Below are 14,755 nucleotides of genomic sequence, written 5' to 3'. Positions count from 1 at the left end.
TGTGGCCCCGACTAAATGGTCAATGCACTCTGCTGCAATTTCGACTACTAAACTGACCACCAATCAGGCGCAACGTTATGTAGCGCCTGATTGGTGGTGCTAAGAGCTGCTACGATGATGATCCGATTAACGGCAGTTGGCCGGCAACCACTTGCTCTTCATTTTTCCAAGGGGGTTATAACCACAGCCCCATGTAATTGAGCCACCTTCTTCAGCGCTAGCGCGCAGCACGAGTTGTGCTCCCGACTCTACTTCGGTCTTGTAGGTAATAGTAATGAGGCTTCCGCTTACTGATACGCTGCTGACAGCGTTACCACTGATGCTGGCTGCGCCAGGGAGACCAACAGACTCATTGCCAGTGCCCCATGAACCCTTACTTGAGAAGTACTCAGCAACACCAGCCTTGGCACCGGCAGCGAGGTTCAGGCCCTCGGTGACGTGTGAGCGTTTGGTGTAGTCCTGGTAAGCGGGTAGTGCGATGGCTGCCAGAATACCGATGATCGCGACTACGATCATAAGTTCGATCAGTGTGAAACCCTGTTGCGTGTTTTTCAAGGTAGTTCTCCTAACTTTATTTGTAATTTATATGTCTGCATCCCACGGCCTATTATTAGTCTTAGAATCAATCAATGCGGGCCGCGGGATTCTGGCATGAATTATGCCTGGTGACAATGTTACGCTGTCGCGTCAGAACTAATAAAAACAGGGTGATCGTGCTTCTTTTTGTCTTAGGGACTGCCCGACTGTAGCGGGTCTCTTAATATAAACTGCGACACAATTATCACTTTTTATCCGGGCGAAATAGATTTGGTTCTCTGCGGGAGGGGTGAAACAATCTTTCGACATATTGGCCGGTATCCTTACCGCTAGACGAACGGAGCACCTATTTATATAGAGCCAGAGTGGTCCTGCTGAGCAGGCGTGCTAATATACCTGCATTCTCTATTTCTAAAATAAAAAAACAACCTTAATTAACAGTTAGTTATGAGCATAATCATCGGTATTGTTAACGTAATTCCTCGTTCTGAGCATAATCTCTCCCGGCGCGACATCAGTGATAACGCCCTGAAGGTGCTCTACCGCCTCAAAGATGCTGGCTATCACGCCTGTCTGGTGGGTGGTGGTGTGCGTGATCTGCTGCTCGGTCTTGAGCCAAAAGATTTCGATGTGGCTACTGATGCAACTCCGGAGGAGGTGCGTCGCGTATTCCGCAACTGCCGTCTCATTGGCCGACGTTTTCGTCTCGCACACGTTCACTTTGGGCACGATATCATCGAGGTGGCGACCTTCCGTGGCTCGCATCAAGGCACTGAGGGCGATGACAAGGTTGCCAGTGTTGACGATGAGAATGGCAGAATCCTGCGTGATAACGTTTTCGGTACCATTGAAGAGGATGCGATACGCCGCGACTTCACTGTCAACGCGCTCTACTACGATATTGATGATTATGCGTTGCTCGACTACGCAACGGGGCTTGATGATCTGCGCAATGGTGTTCTACGTCTGATTGGTGATGCAGAGACGCGATATCGTGAAGATCCTGTGCGGATGCTGCGTGCAGCTCGTTTCGCGGTCAAACTTGGCTTCACTATTCACGACGATTGTGCTGAGCCGATTCATCGCCTTGCCAATCTGCTTGAAGACATCTCTCCAGCACGCCTGTTCGAAGAGGTGTTGAAGCTGTTTCAGGGCGGCAAAGCCCTACAGAGCTTCGAAATGCTGCGCCACTATGGCCTGTTCAACTATCTCTTCCCGCTGACTGAGGCCGTTCTGGCCCACGAAGAGGAGCACTTTCCGATCACGCTGGTTGCGAGTGCGCTAGAAAATACCGACAAACGTATCAGTATCGGTAAGCCCGTTAGCCCTGCCTTTCTGTTTGCAGCGCTCCTTTGGGAGTCGGTTCGTCACCGAGCCGATGCACTACTCAAGTCAGAAGAGGCGACGAGTGAGATTCAGGCGATGCAGCGTGCCGGTGGTGAGGTGGCGAGCCTGCAGGCGCAACACACATCGATTCCAAAACGCTACAGTATGCCGATGCGCGAGATATGGAGTCTGCAACCACGCTTCTCCCAGCGCAGCGGACGACGCGCTGCGCGTCTGCATGAGCATCCACGCTTCCGAGCAGCTTACGATCTGCTACTGCTACGCGCCAAAAGCGGTGAGGTAGAGGCGTCGCTCGCTGACTGGTGGACTCGCTATCAGGAGGTGGGTGAGAAGGAGCGCCAGGAGATGGTTCAGAAGGTCGGTGGCGAAGGCGGCAAGAAAAAACGTCGCCGTCGTCGTAAGCGCCCTGCAGCCAAAAAAAGCAATACCGAGGTGGATGGTTGAGCGCATCGGTTCGCGCCTATATCGGTCTGGGCAGTAATCTTGAAAATCCGATTCAGCAGGTAAAAACGGCGTTAACAAACCTTGAGAATTTAGCTGAGACTCAGCTGATCGCACAATCTCGCCTCTACGCTAGTCCACCGATGGGGCCGCCAGATCAACCCGACTACATCAATGCAGTGGCCGCAATTGATACCTCACTCTCCCCAGAACTATTGCTCGATGAGCTACAGCGTATTGAGCGGCGTCAGGGTAGGGTGCGCAAGGGTGAGCGCTGGGGGCCGAGAACGGTCGATCTCGATCTGCTGCTCTATGGTTGTGAGCTGATTGAGAGCAAACGTCTCACTGTCCCTCACGCAGGTATCCACGAACGTGCCTTTGTTCTGTATCCTTTGCGTGAAATTGCAGCAGATGATCTTGTTATCCCAGGGCGGGGTAGCTTGGGCGAGTTAATATCAGCCTGCCCGCGCGATGGTCTGCAACGCCTGGATGAGGTGCTTTAAATAGCATGGAAAACCCAAGATTTATCGTTGTTGAAGGGCCGATCGGAGTAGGCAAAAGTACGCTTGCCAGACGGTTGGCTGAGACCTTTGACTCTGAGCTACTGCTAGAGGGTGCGGATGAGAATCCCTTCCTCGAGCGTTTCTATCAGAACCCAAAGCAGGCGGCGCTGCCCACCCAGCTATTCTTTCTAATGCAGCGCGTGCGCCAGATGAATGAGCTGCGTCAGGGTGACATGTTTAGCCCGGTACGGGTCTCAGATTTTTTGATGGATAAGGATCGCCTCTTTGCACAGCTAACTCTCGATGATGATGAGTTGCAGCTCTACGATCAGGTCTATCAAAGTACAACGGTCGACACGCTAGTCCCCGATCTGGTGATCTATCTTCAGGCACCTATCGATGTATTGCTGACGAGGATCGCCAAGCGCGGAATTGGTTACGAGCGTCAGATCGATTCGAGTTATCTGCAAAGATTATCTGACGCCTATACTGGCTTCTTCTACCATTACAGTGATGCGCCGCTACTGATTGTGAACGCTTCGGAGATCGATTTGGTCAACAACCAGAGTGACTACCAGATGTTGCTCGAGCACATCGCCTTGGTTCGCAGTGGACGACACTATCTCAATCCGATGCCCGTCGCGCTTTAATCGGAGAAGTTGAAATGTATTGGAGAAGGTTGCATGAGTGATTTGAAGCAGGTGACAACAACTACCCTTGCCGAGATGAAGCGGGCAGGGGAGAAGATCGTCTCGCTGACCGCCTATGATGCCTCTTTCGCTTCTCTGATAGATGCGGCAGGTGTTGAGGTGATCCTGGTCGGGGATTCACTCGGCATGGTGGTGCAGGGGCGGGAGACCACCATCCCGGTTACCCTTGATGAGATGATCTACCATAGCCGCTGTGCCGCGCGTGGCGTACAGCGTGGGCTGTTAATGGTTGATCTCCCCTTCATGAGTTATGCCACCCTTGAGCAGGCACTTGAGAGTGCGGCTCGTCTGATGAAAGAGGGCGGTGCGCAGATGGTCAAGCTCGAAGGAGGGCGTGATCAGGTTGAGGTTGTTCGTCGCCTGAGTGGTTGTGGTATTCCGGTCTGTGGGCATATTGGTCTGCAGCCCCAATCGGTGCATAAGCTAGGTGGGTATCGCGTTCAGGGTCGAGAGAGTGAGCGTGCCGAGGAGATGAAACGCGATGCGCTGGCGCTCCAGGAAGCGGGGGCCGATGCCCTGGTGATGGAGTGTGTGCCAGCCTCATTGGCGGCAGCGATCAGCAAAGAGTTGGAGATACCTGTGATCGGTATAGGGGCTGGCGTCGATTGCGATGGTCAGGTGCTGGTGCTGCACGATCTGCTTGGTATCACTCCGGGTCGTATTCCAAAATTTGCCCACAACTTCATGGCGGATGCTGATGATATCCAGGATGCCGTTGCTGCCTATGTTGCAGCCGTTAAGGTGGGTGAGTTTCCGGCGGAAGGGCACAGTTTTTAGGGCGTTAGAGATAGTTGGTTTGTAATGGTGCAGATAGTCGATAGTGTTAGTGCCCTCAGAGAACAGGTGTCTGAGTGGCGACGCGCCGGTGAGCGCATCGCATTTGTGCCCACCATGGGTAATCTCCACCGTGGACATCTTCAGCTAGCCGAACGAGCGGCCGAGCATGCCGAACGGGTGGTGGTCAGCATCTATGTCAATCCGATCCAGTTCAACGATACAGGTGATTTCAGTCGCTATCCGCGTACCCTGCAGCAAGATAGCGAAAAATTGGCAGAAACGCCGACGGCACTGATCTTTGCCCCGACCGATAACGAAATGTATCCCCACGGTCGAGAGAACCTCTCCCTGGTTGAGGTGCCTCACTTCTCAGATATCCTTTGTGGAGCCTCGCGTGCTGGACACTTTGTTGGTGTCGCCACCGTAGTCAGCAAGCTATTTAACATGGTGCAGCCCGATGTGGCGCTGTTTGGTGAGAAGGATTTTCAGCAGCTCTTGGTAATTCGTCGCATGGTGCGTGATCTCGACTTCCGGGTCGAGATTGTTGGTGAGCCGACGGTGCGTGAGCCGGATGGATTGGCGATGAGTTCACGCAATGGCTACCTTACTGAAGAGGAACGAAAAGCCGCGCCAGGACTCTATAAAGTACTCAATATTGCCGCTGATAGACTTCAACGCGGTGAGCGTGAGTTTGTGGCGATTGAACGCGAATGTGCAGATAAACTGGATGCAATGGGTTTTAAGTCGGACTATTTCGCCATACGCGATGCCGATGAGCTGGCTCCTCCTAAACCTGATGCCCAGCGACTGGTGATTCTAGCTGCTGCCTACCTCGGAAAGGCACGTTTGATCGATAATCTGCCGGTAACGTTGATGGATGGGTCGTGATCAGGGATAATCGCCGGCCCTGTTGTGTTTTTTCGGAGAGATCTCCTCCATGCAGTTAACCATGCTCAAATCGAAGTTACACCAAGCCCGCGTTACCCACGCCGAGCTTGAGTATGAGGGTTCCTGTGCCATCGATGGCGCCCTGCTCGAGGCCGCTGAGATCCATGAGTACGAGCAGATCGAGATCTACAACATCACCAACGGCGAGCGTTTTACTACCTATGCTATTCGTGCCGAGGCGGGGTCTGGCGTAATCTCTGTCAACGGTGCCGCCGCGCACAAGGCGCAGCCAGGTGATCGAGTGATTATCTGCACCTATGCTAGATTGGCGCAGCACGAAGTGGCCAACTTCAAACCGACTCTGATCTATCTCAATGAGAGCAACGATATCAAGGGTCGTAGCAACAGCGTTCCTGTCCAGGTCGCCTAGGTGATAGTCAACTAGCCTCTTCGGCTACTCCCCAGTTTCTGAGCGTTACAAACAACAAAGCCGCCCCATATGGGCGGCTTTGTTGTTTCTGCAGGCTGCAGATTAGAGCGATTAACCCGTATTGCGCATACCACCCGAAATTGCATTGATGCTGCGCAGTAGCGGATCGAGCCAGCGGTTACGCTCATCCTCGCTCAGGCTCTCATCACGGTAGCGCTTCAGTAGCGTAATCTGGATGTGATTGAGCGGGTCGAGATAGGGATTACGGCGCGCCAATGAGAGGGCCAGTGGCATATTCTCTTCATAGAGACCCTGTTTCTCCGAGATCTCCAATACTTCGCTCAAGGTCCGTTTGTGCTCATCACTGATGCGCTGGTAGATCTGCTGGGCAACCTCCTGGTCGGTACTCAGGCTGGCGTACTCGGCGGCCAGTTCGGTATCGGCCTTGGAGAGGGCCATCTTGGTGTTGCTCAGCAAGGCGCGGAAGAAGGGGCACTCCTGATACATCGTCTTGAGAGTAGCAAGACGTTCAGGGTTGTCACCGCGCCAGGTGGAGATCGCCTCGCCGATGCCGTACCAGGCGGGCAGGGTGTGGCGTGACTGAGCCCAGCCGAAGACCCACGGAATGGCTCGGATCGATCCCTTGGAGCGGTCGCCCTTGGCGCGATGGCTGGGGCGTGAGCCGATGTTGAGCAGACCGATCTCACTCACCGGTGTCGATTCGTAGAAATAGTCGAGTGCACCGGGGGTCTCATCGATCAGGCCGCGATAGGACTTCTCGCCCAGGCCCGCCAGTTTCTCCATGATCTCGAGATAGTGGCTCATGTCGGGTTGTTCGATCGGTTTGACCGTGGCGCGGCTCGCCTTGAGCAGGCCGGTGATGCCCATCGCCAGCTCATAGGTGGCGGTCTCGGTGTTGCTGTACTTGGTCGAGAGCACCTCACCCTGTTCGGTGAATTTGATCTGACCGTGTACGGTGCCCGGAGGCTGCGAGAGGATTGCGTGGTGGGTTGGGCCACCGCCTCGACCGATGGTGCCACCACGACCGTGGAACAGGCGACACTCGATCTTATGGCTATCGCTGATGTCGATGATCTTCTTCTGCGCCTGGTAGAGGTTCCAGTTGGAGGCGAGAATACCGCCATCCTTACAGGAGTCGGAGTAGCCGAGCATTACCTCCTGCAGATTTCCCGACGCCTTAAGAAGGGCGGCGTATGTGGGATTGTCGAGCAGTTTCAACATCACAGTATCGATATGGGCGAGGTCGTCGATGGTCTCAAACAGTGGCGAGATGCGAATTTCACTGTGCCACTCGCCATCACGTTTGCCAGCAAGACCGGCCAGATGGGCAAGGAACATGACCTCCATCACGTGGCTGGCGGCGTGAGTCATCGAGATAACGTAGGTACCGAAGGCGTCGGGGCTGATCTCCTCACGCATCTTCACCATTACCTCGAAGACTTCGAGGGTTTGACGGGTGTCGTCACTCAGGGCGCTACGATCGAACGCCTTCTCAGCTGGGTCATCAAGCAGCGCGCTGAGTCTCTGTAGGCGCTCGCTCTCATCCATGCTGGCATAGTCGCTGCCCATGTTATTGAGGATGTCGGTAACCGCATCGCTGTGGCGGGTCGACTCCTGGCGCAAATCTAGATGAACCAGATAGAAGCCGAAACTCTCTACCAGGCGGATCAGATCCTTTAGCTTGCCGTCGGCAATTGCACCATCGCCATGTGAGCAGAGTGAGTCGCGAATCAGGTAGAGATCCTGCAGGAACTCATGTTCATCGTTATAAGCGAAGCAGGGCCCTTCAACGATACTGTCGCTATCAAGCTCGTTGTCGTCGATCTTCTGTCGCACACCATTTAGACCACACTCAATGCGGTGGCGCATGAAGTAGAGCTTGCGACGGTAGGGCTCATGGCTGAACTGGTTGGGAGAGTCGGCAAAGACGTGCGGCAGCTGCTCTTCGTCGCTCGCCAGGCTATTGCTAAAGGCGCTGGTCGGCTTGCAGAGTGAGCTCGACTGAGTCAAAAGACGGCTGATGTTATTGATCTGGCGTAGGTACTCGCGCAGCACCTCGCGCGCCTGGAGTCGTAGTGCTGTCTTGGTTACCTCGGGGGTAACGTTGGGATTGCCATCACGGTCACCACCAATCCATGAACCGAACTGGATCATGGAGGGGACCTTGATGGCGGAATCATCGCCGTAGACCTTGGTGACCGCCTTCTCCAGATAACGATAGGTCTGCGGTACAGCTTTAAATAGCGACTCACGGAAGTAGAAGAGGCCGTTACGCACCTCGTCGGTCACCTGTGGACGGTGTACGCGCACTTCATCGGTCTTCCACAGGGTCTGGATCTCGTTCTGCACCGCCTGGGTGATCTCAGCGCGCTCCTCCTTGCCGATGCGAGTGTCGTTGAGCTGCTCGGCGGTGACGAATATGCGACGTAGTGCCTCAAGCACAGTACGACGTTTCGACTGGGTGGGATGGGCGGTGAAAACCGGGATGTAGGCGGTACGGTTGAACAGCGCCTGCAGCTCCTCGGCGCTGTAGTCGAGCTCTGTGAACTCTTCGAGGGTGCGCTTGAATGAGCCGGTCCAGAGCGTTCCGCCACTGCGGACCTGCTGGCGGCGACGCTTGTGCTGGTAAGCCTCCTCAGCAATGTTGACCAGGCTGAAGTAGGTGTTGAAGGCGCGTACCACGTGGGTCAGGGTCTCCGGATCGAGGTCCTTGATCAGGTGGTTGAGGCGTGAGCGGAGCTGAGGATTCTCCTCTTTGTGCAGCTTCAGGTAGCCCTTGCGCAGTGTCTCAACAGCGGCGAGTACGTTGCCCCCGGTCTGGCTGCTAAGCACGTTACCGAGCAGGTTACCAAAGAGTTTAACCCGACTACGCAGTGGTTTGTCATAGTAGGTTTTGGCGGCTTGTTGTAGCCCCGTGTCTGCTTTACTCAAACCGGAAAATCCTCGTTACTAAAATTGGCAGCGGGCGATTATACCCTACGATCTGTTACAGATGCCCACTCTCAGGAGAGGGCTTTGTGATAGAGCTCTATGTAGTGGTGGGCACTCGACTTCCAGCTGAAATCCTGGCGCATGCCATTACGAACCAGCTGTTGCCACCCCTTGGGGTCACTATTGAAGAGATTCAGTGCCTCACCTAACGCCCATCGCAGGCCGCCGATGTCGGCGTGCTCAAAGCGGAAACCGGTTGCACTGCCGTCAGCCATGCTCTCGGCATCGGCGTGTATCACGCTATCGGCCAGTCCACCGGTGCTACGCACTACCGGTACGGTGCCGTAGCGCAGGCTATAGAGCTGATTGAGACCGCAGGGTTCAAAACGGGAGGGCATCAGGAAGAGGTCAGCGCTCGCCTCAATACGGTGCGCCAGCTGTTCGTTGTAGCCGATCTCGAGTCCGATCTGGTCGGGGTAGTCCTTGGCGAAATCGAGTAGTACCGACTCAAAGCGCGACTCGCCACTGCCGAGCAGTGCTAGCTGCGCCCCTCGGGCGAGTAGCCAGGGGAGGTTTTCGATCACTAAGTCGATCCCCTTCTGCTCCACCAGACGCCCGACCAGCCCAAAAAGTGGGCGATCAGCATCGACTGTCAGTCCGAACTGCTGCTGCAGCGCCGCCTTGTTGGCCGCCTTGCCCTTTAGCTTGTGGGCGTTGAAGGGGTGCTCGATCAGCGCATCGCGGTTGGGATTCCAGATCTCATCATCAATCCCGTTGAGGATGCCGATGAGTCGATCAGCGCGATGACTCAGCAGCCCCTCCAGCCCATAGCCATATTCGCCGGTCTGGATCTCGCGTGCGTAGGTGGGGCTGACGGTAGTGAGCCAGTCGGCGTAGATCAGCCCCCCCTTGATCATCGAGAGCATGCCGTGGAACTCAAGTCCATGCATGTGCCAGAGCGAATCGGCGAGGCCAAGGCGGGCAAAGGTGAGGTGGTCGAAGAGGCCCTGATAGGAGAGGTTGTGGATGGTGAAAAGGGTTTTGGGGCGATTCTCTTCGAGGCTGAGCAGCGCCGGTACCAGACCACTTTGCCAGTCGTGGCAGTGGACCAGCTCCGGCTGCCAGTTGAGTCCGGCACGGTCCATCGCGATCTCGACTGCCACCTGAGAGAAGTGTGCGAAGCGTTCGGCGTTATCGTGCCAATCCTCACCGTGCTGGTCACCGTAAGGGCCGCCGTCACGATCGAACAGCTCGGGTGTGTCGACCAGATAGAGCGGTACCTTGCTCTCGGGTAGCTGTCCCGCAAGGATGCGCACCGGTTGACTGCTATCGGGTAGCGTAACTTCGGCGAGCAGTTTCAATGCACCGGCCTTTGCCACCACCTGTGGATAGGCAGGCAGTACCACACGTACATCCTGGCGCTGGCGCTTGAGGGCAATCGGCAGGCTGCCACAGACATCGGCGAGACCGCCGGTCTTGATCAGTGGGTGTGCCTCGCTGGTGACGAAGAGTACTTTCATGATGCGTCTATTTCAGTTTCAACTTCATTACGGAACGATCAGGTGTTATATCGCCCCACCTTGTGCTAGAGATAAGCATCAGACGGGACGCCAAGTGCGGTAGTTTACCCGATAGTGCCATTTCAGCGTCAGGGGAGATAAAAAGAATGAAGATCGGATTGGTTGGGCTCGGCAAGATGGGCGGTAACATGGCACGGCGTCTGCGTCGTGGTGGCATTGAGGTGGTGGGTTACAACCGCAGTTCGGCAATCGTTGAACAGCTGGCCGATGAGGAGGGGATGATCGGCGCCGATTCGCTTGCTGACGTGGTTGCAAAACTCGATGCACCACGTGCCGTCTGGTTGATGCTCCCCTGTGGCGAGCCGACCGAGCAGGCGATCGAGGCACTGATCCCACTGCTTGACGAGGGCGATACCATCATCGATGGTGGCAACGCTAACTACCAGGACAGCCAGCTGCGCGGCGTGATGCTGGCCGACCATAAGATCAACTTCATCGACAGCGGCACCTCGGGCGGCATCTGGGGACTGGCCAATGGCTACTGTCTGATGGTCGGCGGTGAGGAGGAGGCGGTTGCCGCTATCGAGCCGGTACTAAAGGTATTGGCGCCTGCCGATGATCGTGGTTGGGCCCATGTCGGTCCGATCGGATCCGGCCACTTTACCAAGATGATCCACAACGGCATTGAGTACGGCATGATGCAGGCCTTCGCTGAGGGGCTCGATCTGCTGCATGGCAAGGAGGAGTTTAATCTCGATCTGGCGCAGATCACTGAACTGTGGCGACATAGTTCAGTGGTGCGTAGCTGGCTGCTCGATCTCACTGCCGAGGCACTCTCATCCGATACCAAGCTAGAACAGATCGCACCTTACGTGGCCGACTCCGGCGAAGGACGCTGGACCGCAATCGAGGCGATAGAGCAGGGTGTGCCGGCACCGGTGATGACCCTGGCGCTACAGATGCGCTTCGCCAGTCAGGATGAGACCGGCTACGGCAATCGCCTGCTCTCGGTGATGCGCAACGCCTTCGGCGGTCACAATATCAAGGATGCGAATTAGCGATGCTCGATCCCTGCACATTTGTCATTTTCGGTGCCACCGGCAATCTGGCGCAGATCAAATTACTGCCCGCGCTCTACCATCTCGAGGAGGCGGGACGACTTCCCGAGGGTCTCTCAATCGTTGGTTTTGGTCGACGTGAGTGGAGCTCCGAACAGTGGCAGGCAGAAGTGGAGAAGATCCTCGAGCCGAAACTGCGCCAGGGGCCCAATCCTGAGCTTATGGCGCGCTTTCTCAAGCGGCTGCACTTCTTCCAGGGCGACATGTCCGACATCCACGCCTATGAGCGACTCAAGCAGTTGTTGGCGGAAAATCCAGCGCTGCCACCCAATCTGGTCTTCTACATGGCGATCCGTCCAGCCGAGTTTGGGGTGGTCAGTGAACTGCTCGCTGAGGTGGGGCTTAACCAGGAGGTGGGTGGCTGGCGTCGATTGGTGATCGAGAAGCCGTTTGGTTACGACCTGGAGAGTGCGCAGATGCTGGATCGGCGTCTGCAGCGCCACTACTCCGAAAAGCAGCTCTACCGTATCGATCACTATCTCGGTAAGGGAACGGTGCAGAACGTACTGGTATTCCGCTTTGCCAACCTGATGCTCGAGCCGCTCTGGAATCGTAACTACATCGATCATGTGCAGATCACCCACTCCGAGGATCTCGGTATCGGCAGTCGCGGCTCCTACTACGATGGTGCCGGCGCGCTGCGCGATATGATCCAGAGTCACCTGCTGCAGTTGCTCACGCTGGTGGCGATGGAACCCCCCGCCTGTATGGATGCCGAGGCGCTACGCGATGAGAAGGTGAAGGTGCTGCGCTCGATTCGTGCCATTCCCAAGAATGCTGTGCACGCACACGCCTACCGCGCCCAGTACACCGCTGGCAACATTAAAGGCGAGTCGGTACCGGGTTATCTTGATGAGGAGGGGATCTCTTCAGATAGCACCACCGAGACCTACGCGGCGCTGAAGCTTTATATTGATAACTGGCGCTGGCGTAATGTGCCCTTCTATCTGCGCACTGGAAAGCGCATGGAGCGGGGCGCATCCCAAATCAGTATTCGCTTCAAGCACCCACCACAGCAGCTGTTTCGTGAGACGCCGATTGAGCAGCTCAAACCCAATTGGGTATTGATGAGCATCCAGCCGAGTGAGTGTCTACGTATGCAGCTACAGGTGAAGGAGCCGGGGCTGGAGCTGCGCTCACATACCACTACCCTCGATGCGAGTAGTTGTAGCATTGCCAGCAGTCAGCTCGATGCCTACGAGGCGTTACTGCTCGATGTGATCGAGGGAGATCGTTCGCTCTTCCTGCGTGCCGATGAGGTCAACTGGGCGTGGCAGGTGGTCGACCCAGTGCTCAAGGTGTGGGCGACCGAGCGCGACTACATCAACACCTACCCCGCTGGTAGCTGGGGGCCGCCCGAAGCGAGTAGCCTTTTTGAGCACGACCAGCACTGGCGCAACTCGATGGATGATGAGTCCTGAGTTCGTTTAACATCCGTTAACAAAATTTTTACTACGAGGAAGAATCATGTCGACACTTGTCGAGTCGAGCGCGTGGCAGGCGCTTAAGAGTCACCACCAGCAGATCGAGCCGCTACAGATGCGCGAGCTCTTTGCAGAGGATGCGGAGCGCTTTAGTCGCTTCTCGCTTAATTTTAACGATCTGCTGCTCGACTACTCCAAGAACCGTATTACTGCAGAGACGATGCCGCTGCTGTTTGCGCTTGCCCGACAGCAGCAGGTGGAACAGTGGCGCGATCGAATGTTTAGTGGTGAGAAGATCAACCTCACTGAGGGCCGTGCCGTACTGCACACCGCTCTGCGTAACCGCTCAAATCGCCCCGTGATGGTGGATGGTGAAGATGTGATGCCGCAGGTGAATGCGGTGCTCGAGCATATGCGCCGCTTTAGTGACTCGGTACGTAGTGGTGAGTGGCGTGGATTCAGCGGTGAGCGTATTACCGATATCGTCAATATAGGCATCGGTGGTTCCGACCTCGGACCGGTGATGGTTTGCGAGGCGCTCAAGCCCTACCACCATCCTGAACTCAATATGCACTTCGTCTCTAACGTCGATGCCACCCATGTCGCCGAGGTGCTGAAAAAGGTGAAGCCGGAGTCGACGCTCTTTATCATCGCCTCCAAGACCTTTACTACCCAGGAGACACTGACCAACTCCCACACCGCACGTAGCTGGTTCCTTGAGAGTGGAGCGAGTGAGGCCGATATCGCCAAACACTTTGTGGCCCTCTCCACGAATGGCGAAGGGGTCTCCGCCTTCGGTATCAATACCGATAACATGTTTGAGTTCTGGGACTGGGTCGGTGGGCGCTATTCGCTCTGGTCGGCGATCGGTCTGCCGATAGTGCTCGCTATCGGTATGGAAAATTACGAGGCACTTCTGAGCGGTGCCCACGAGATGGATGAGCATTTCCGCAGTGCACCGCTGGAGCAGAACCTGCCGGTGGTAATGGCACTGCTCGGTGTCTGGTACAGCAACTTCTACGGCGCCTGCTCACATGCAATCCTCCCCTACGACCAGTATATGCACCGCTTCCCCGCCTATTTCCAGCAGGGCGATATGGAGAGCAACGGTAAGTGGGTCGACCGTAACGGCAATCCGGTCGACTATACGACAGGTCCCGTGATCTGGGGTGAGCCTGGTACCAATGGTCAGCACGCCTTCTACCAGTTGATCCATCAAGGTACGCGTCTGATCCCGGCTGACTTTATCGCTCCGGCTGAGAGTCAGAATCCACTCGGTGACCATCATCCCAAGCTGCTCTCCAACTTCTTTGCGCAGACCGAGGCGCTGATGCGCGGTAAAAACGAGGCAGAGGTGCGCGCTGAGCTGGAGGGGCAGGGGCTGACGGGAGAGGCGTTGGAGGCACTGCTGCCGCACAAGATCTTTGAGGGTAACCGTCCCACCAACTCGATCATGTTCCGACGACTCGATCCAAAGACGCTCGGCTCGCTGATCGCCCTCTATGAGCAGAAGATCTTTGTCCAGGGTGTGATCTGGGAGATCAACTCGTTCGACCAGTGGGGCGTGGAGCTAGGTAAGCAGTTGGCCAGCGCGATCCTGCCTAAGCTGAGCGCCGAAGAGGCCGCGACGGGACACGATAGCTCGACCCTGGGGCTGATCAACTACTGGCGGGATATGACTGGAAAGGGTTAGCGGGATACCTGTTGAGCAATTTTCATCGTCTGCCTGCACCTTGGGTAGTGCGAGCAACCCCAGAACTGTTTTCCAGTTTGCGTGCCTTTTTTTGTGGTGCGGACAACCATCTTCTCACCGCATGATGGGCAAGAGGGAGTCTTATAGTCACCACTTGTGGCCATGGAGAGGAGCCGTTGTTGAGCGTCGGTTGGGAGTTCAAGAATCATCGATAGCAACTGTGTTCCGTTAATCAATTTGATCTTCTTACCGTTTGCAAAGTTGGTTGCATCCGATGTGAACTGGCTATAGGTGGCGTAGACACCGAATTCGACTCCCTCCGCTGACCGCCATGGATAGCGAAGCGAAGGCGGTTAGTCCGCGATAGTCGACGCCGTCTGCCTATTCGTAGTTGAGAGCGCGAGCGAACGACGAA

General features: G+C 55.8%; 13 protein-coding genes and 1 pseudogene. 9 read left to right on the top strand and 5 right to left on the bottom strand.

What is annotated here, in order from left to right; translation table 11 throughout:
- Window positions 1–126 precede the first annotated feature (126 nt).
- On the bottom strand, window positions 127–516 hold the full coding sequence (locus BOW52_RS02105; RefSeq protein ID WP_236725613.1) for a pilin: 390 nt from the start codon (window positions 514–516) through the stop codon (window positions 127–129).
- 468 nt (window positions 517–984) lie between these two features.
- On the opposite strand from BOW52_RS02105, the gene pcnB reads away from it, so the two are divergent.
- From pcnB to panD, 6 genes are read left to right on the top strand one after another with little or no spacing between them, the layout of a single operon-like run.
- Window positions 985–2,328 carry a polynucleotide adenylyltransferase PcnB gene (gene pcnB, locus BOW52_RS02100; RefSeq protein ID WP_078482435.1) on the top strand — a complete coding sequence of 448 codons (1,344 nt, stop codon included), beginning with the start codon at window positions 985–987 and terminating at the stop codon, window positions 2,326–2,328.
- Complete coding sequence (gene folK / locus BOW52_RS02095; RefSeq protein ID WP_078482434.1) at window positions 2,325–2,828, top strand: 2-amino-4-hydroxy-6-hydroxymethyldihydropteridine diphosphokinase; 504 nt, start codon at window positions 2,325–2,327, stop codon at window positions 2,826–2,828. Before pcnB ends, folK begins: the two co-directional genes overlap by 4 nt.
- Before the next feature lie 5 nt (window positions 2,829–2,833).
- Window positions 2,834–3,478, top strand: coding sequence for a deoxynucleoside kinase (locus BOW52_RS02090; RefSeq protein ID WP_078482433.1), 645 nt, complete (start codon window positions 2,834–2,836; stop codon window positions 3,476–3,478).
- Between the two features lie 33 nt (window positions 3,479–3,511).
- Entirely contained in the window at window positions 3,512–4,315 is an 804-nt protein-coding gene (gene panB / locus BOW52_RS02085; RefSeq protein WP_078482432.1) for a 3-methyl-2-oxobutanoate hydroxymethyltransferase, read from the top strand.
- Window positions 4,316–4,342: 27 nt separating this feature from the next.
- Window positions 4,343–5,203 (top strand): pantoate--beta-alanine ligase, encoded by an 861-nt coding sequence (gene panC, locus BOW52_RS02080; protein WP_078482495.1) that lies wholly within the window; start codon window positions 4,343–4,345, stop codon window positions 5,201–5,203.
- 49 nt (window positions 5,204–5,252) lie between these two features.
- Window positions 5,253–5,633 carry an aspartate 1-decarboxylase gene (gene panD / locus BOW52_RS02075; RefSeq protein ID WP_078482431.1) on the top strand — a complete coding sequence of 127 codons (381 nt, stop codon included), beginning with the start codon at window positions 5,253–5,255 and terminating at the stop codon, window positions 5,631–5,633.
- 111 nt (window positions 5,634–5,744) lie between these two features.
- Here the strand turns inward: panD and ppc are convergent, their stop codons facing one another.
- Window positions 5,745–8,585 (bottom strand): phosphoenolpyruvate carboxylase, encoded by a 2,841-nt coding sequence (gene ppc / locus BOW52_RS02070; RefSeq protein WP_078482430.1) that lies wholly within the window; start codon window positions 8,583–8,585, stop codon window positions 5,745–5,747.
- A gap of 71 nt (window positions 8,586–8,656) precedes the next feature.
- Window positions 8,657–10,105, bottom strand: a complete 1,449-nt coding sequence (gene glgA, locus BOW52_RS02065) for a glycogen synthase GlgA (protein ID WP_078482429.1) — start codon at window positions 10,103–10,105, stop codon at window positions 8,657–8,659.
- A gap of 119 nt (window positions 10,106–10,224) precedes the next feature.
- Here glgA and gnd point away from each other — a divergent pair, with 119 nt between their 5' ends.
- The 3 genes from gnd to pgi are packed head-to-tail and all read left to right on the top strand — an operon-like array spanning window position 10,225 to window position 14,340.
- The gene (gene gnd / locus BOW52_RS02060) at window positions 10,225–11,163 is read left to right on the top strand and encodes a phosphogluconate dehydrogenase (NAD(+)-dependent, decarboxylating) (protein WP_269087623.1); all 939 of its coding nucleotides are present in this window, start codon (window positions 10,225–10,227) and stop codon (window positions 11,161–11,163) included.
- Window positions 11,164–11,165: 2 nt separating this feature from the next.
- A complete protein-coding gene (gene zwf / locus BOW52_RS02055; protein ID WP_078482427.1) occupies window positions 11,166–12,644 on the top strand; it encodes a glucose-6-phosphate dehydrogenase in 1,479 nt (492 codons plus the stop codon).
- Between the two features lie 46 nt (window positions 12,645–12,690).
- Window positions 12,691–14,340: a glucose-6-phosphate isomerase gene (pgi, locus tag BOW52_RS02050; protein WP_078482426.1), complete on the top strand. Its 1,650-nt coding sequence runs from the start codon at window positions 12,691–12,693 to the stop codon at window positions 14,338–14,340.
- Here the strand turns inward: pgi and BOW52_RS17975 are convergent.
- Together BOW52_RS17975 and BOW52_RS17970 are read right to left on the bottom strand one after the other, a co-directional pair.
- Window positions 14,337–14,558 (bottom strand): topoisomerase DNA-binding C4 zinc finger domain-containing protein, encoded by a 222-nt coding sequence (locus tag BOW52_RS17975; protein WP_408021560.1) that lies wholly within the window; start codon window positions 14,556–14,558, stop codon window positions 14,337–14,339. The two genes, pgi and BOW52_RS17975, sit on opposite strands and share 4 nt — an antisense overlap.
- Window positions 14,556–14,654 (bottom strand): annotated as a pseudogene (locus BOW52_RS17970) (restriction endonuclease); the annotation flags it as partial. The pseudogene BOW52_RS17970 and the gene BOW52_RS17975, both read right to left, overlap by 3 nt.
- Between the last annotated feature and the right edge of the window lie 101 nt (window positions 14,655–14,755).

The organism is Solemya pervernicosa gill symbiont (genome assembly GCF_002020875.1).
Taxonomy (GTDB): domain Bacteria; phylum Pseudomonadota; class Gammaproteobacteria.
Note: the sequence above shows the minus strand (reverse complement) of the source record. Positions and strands in the feature narration are given on the sequence as shown.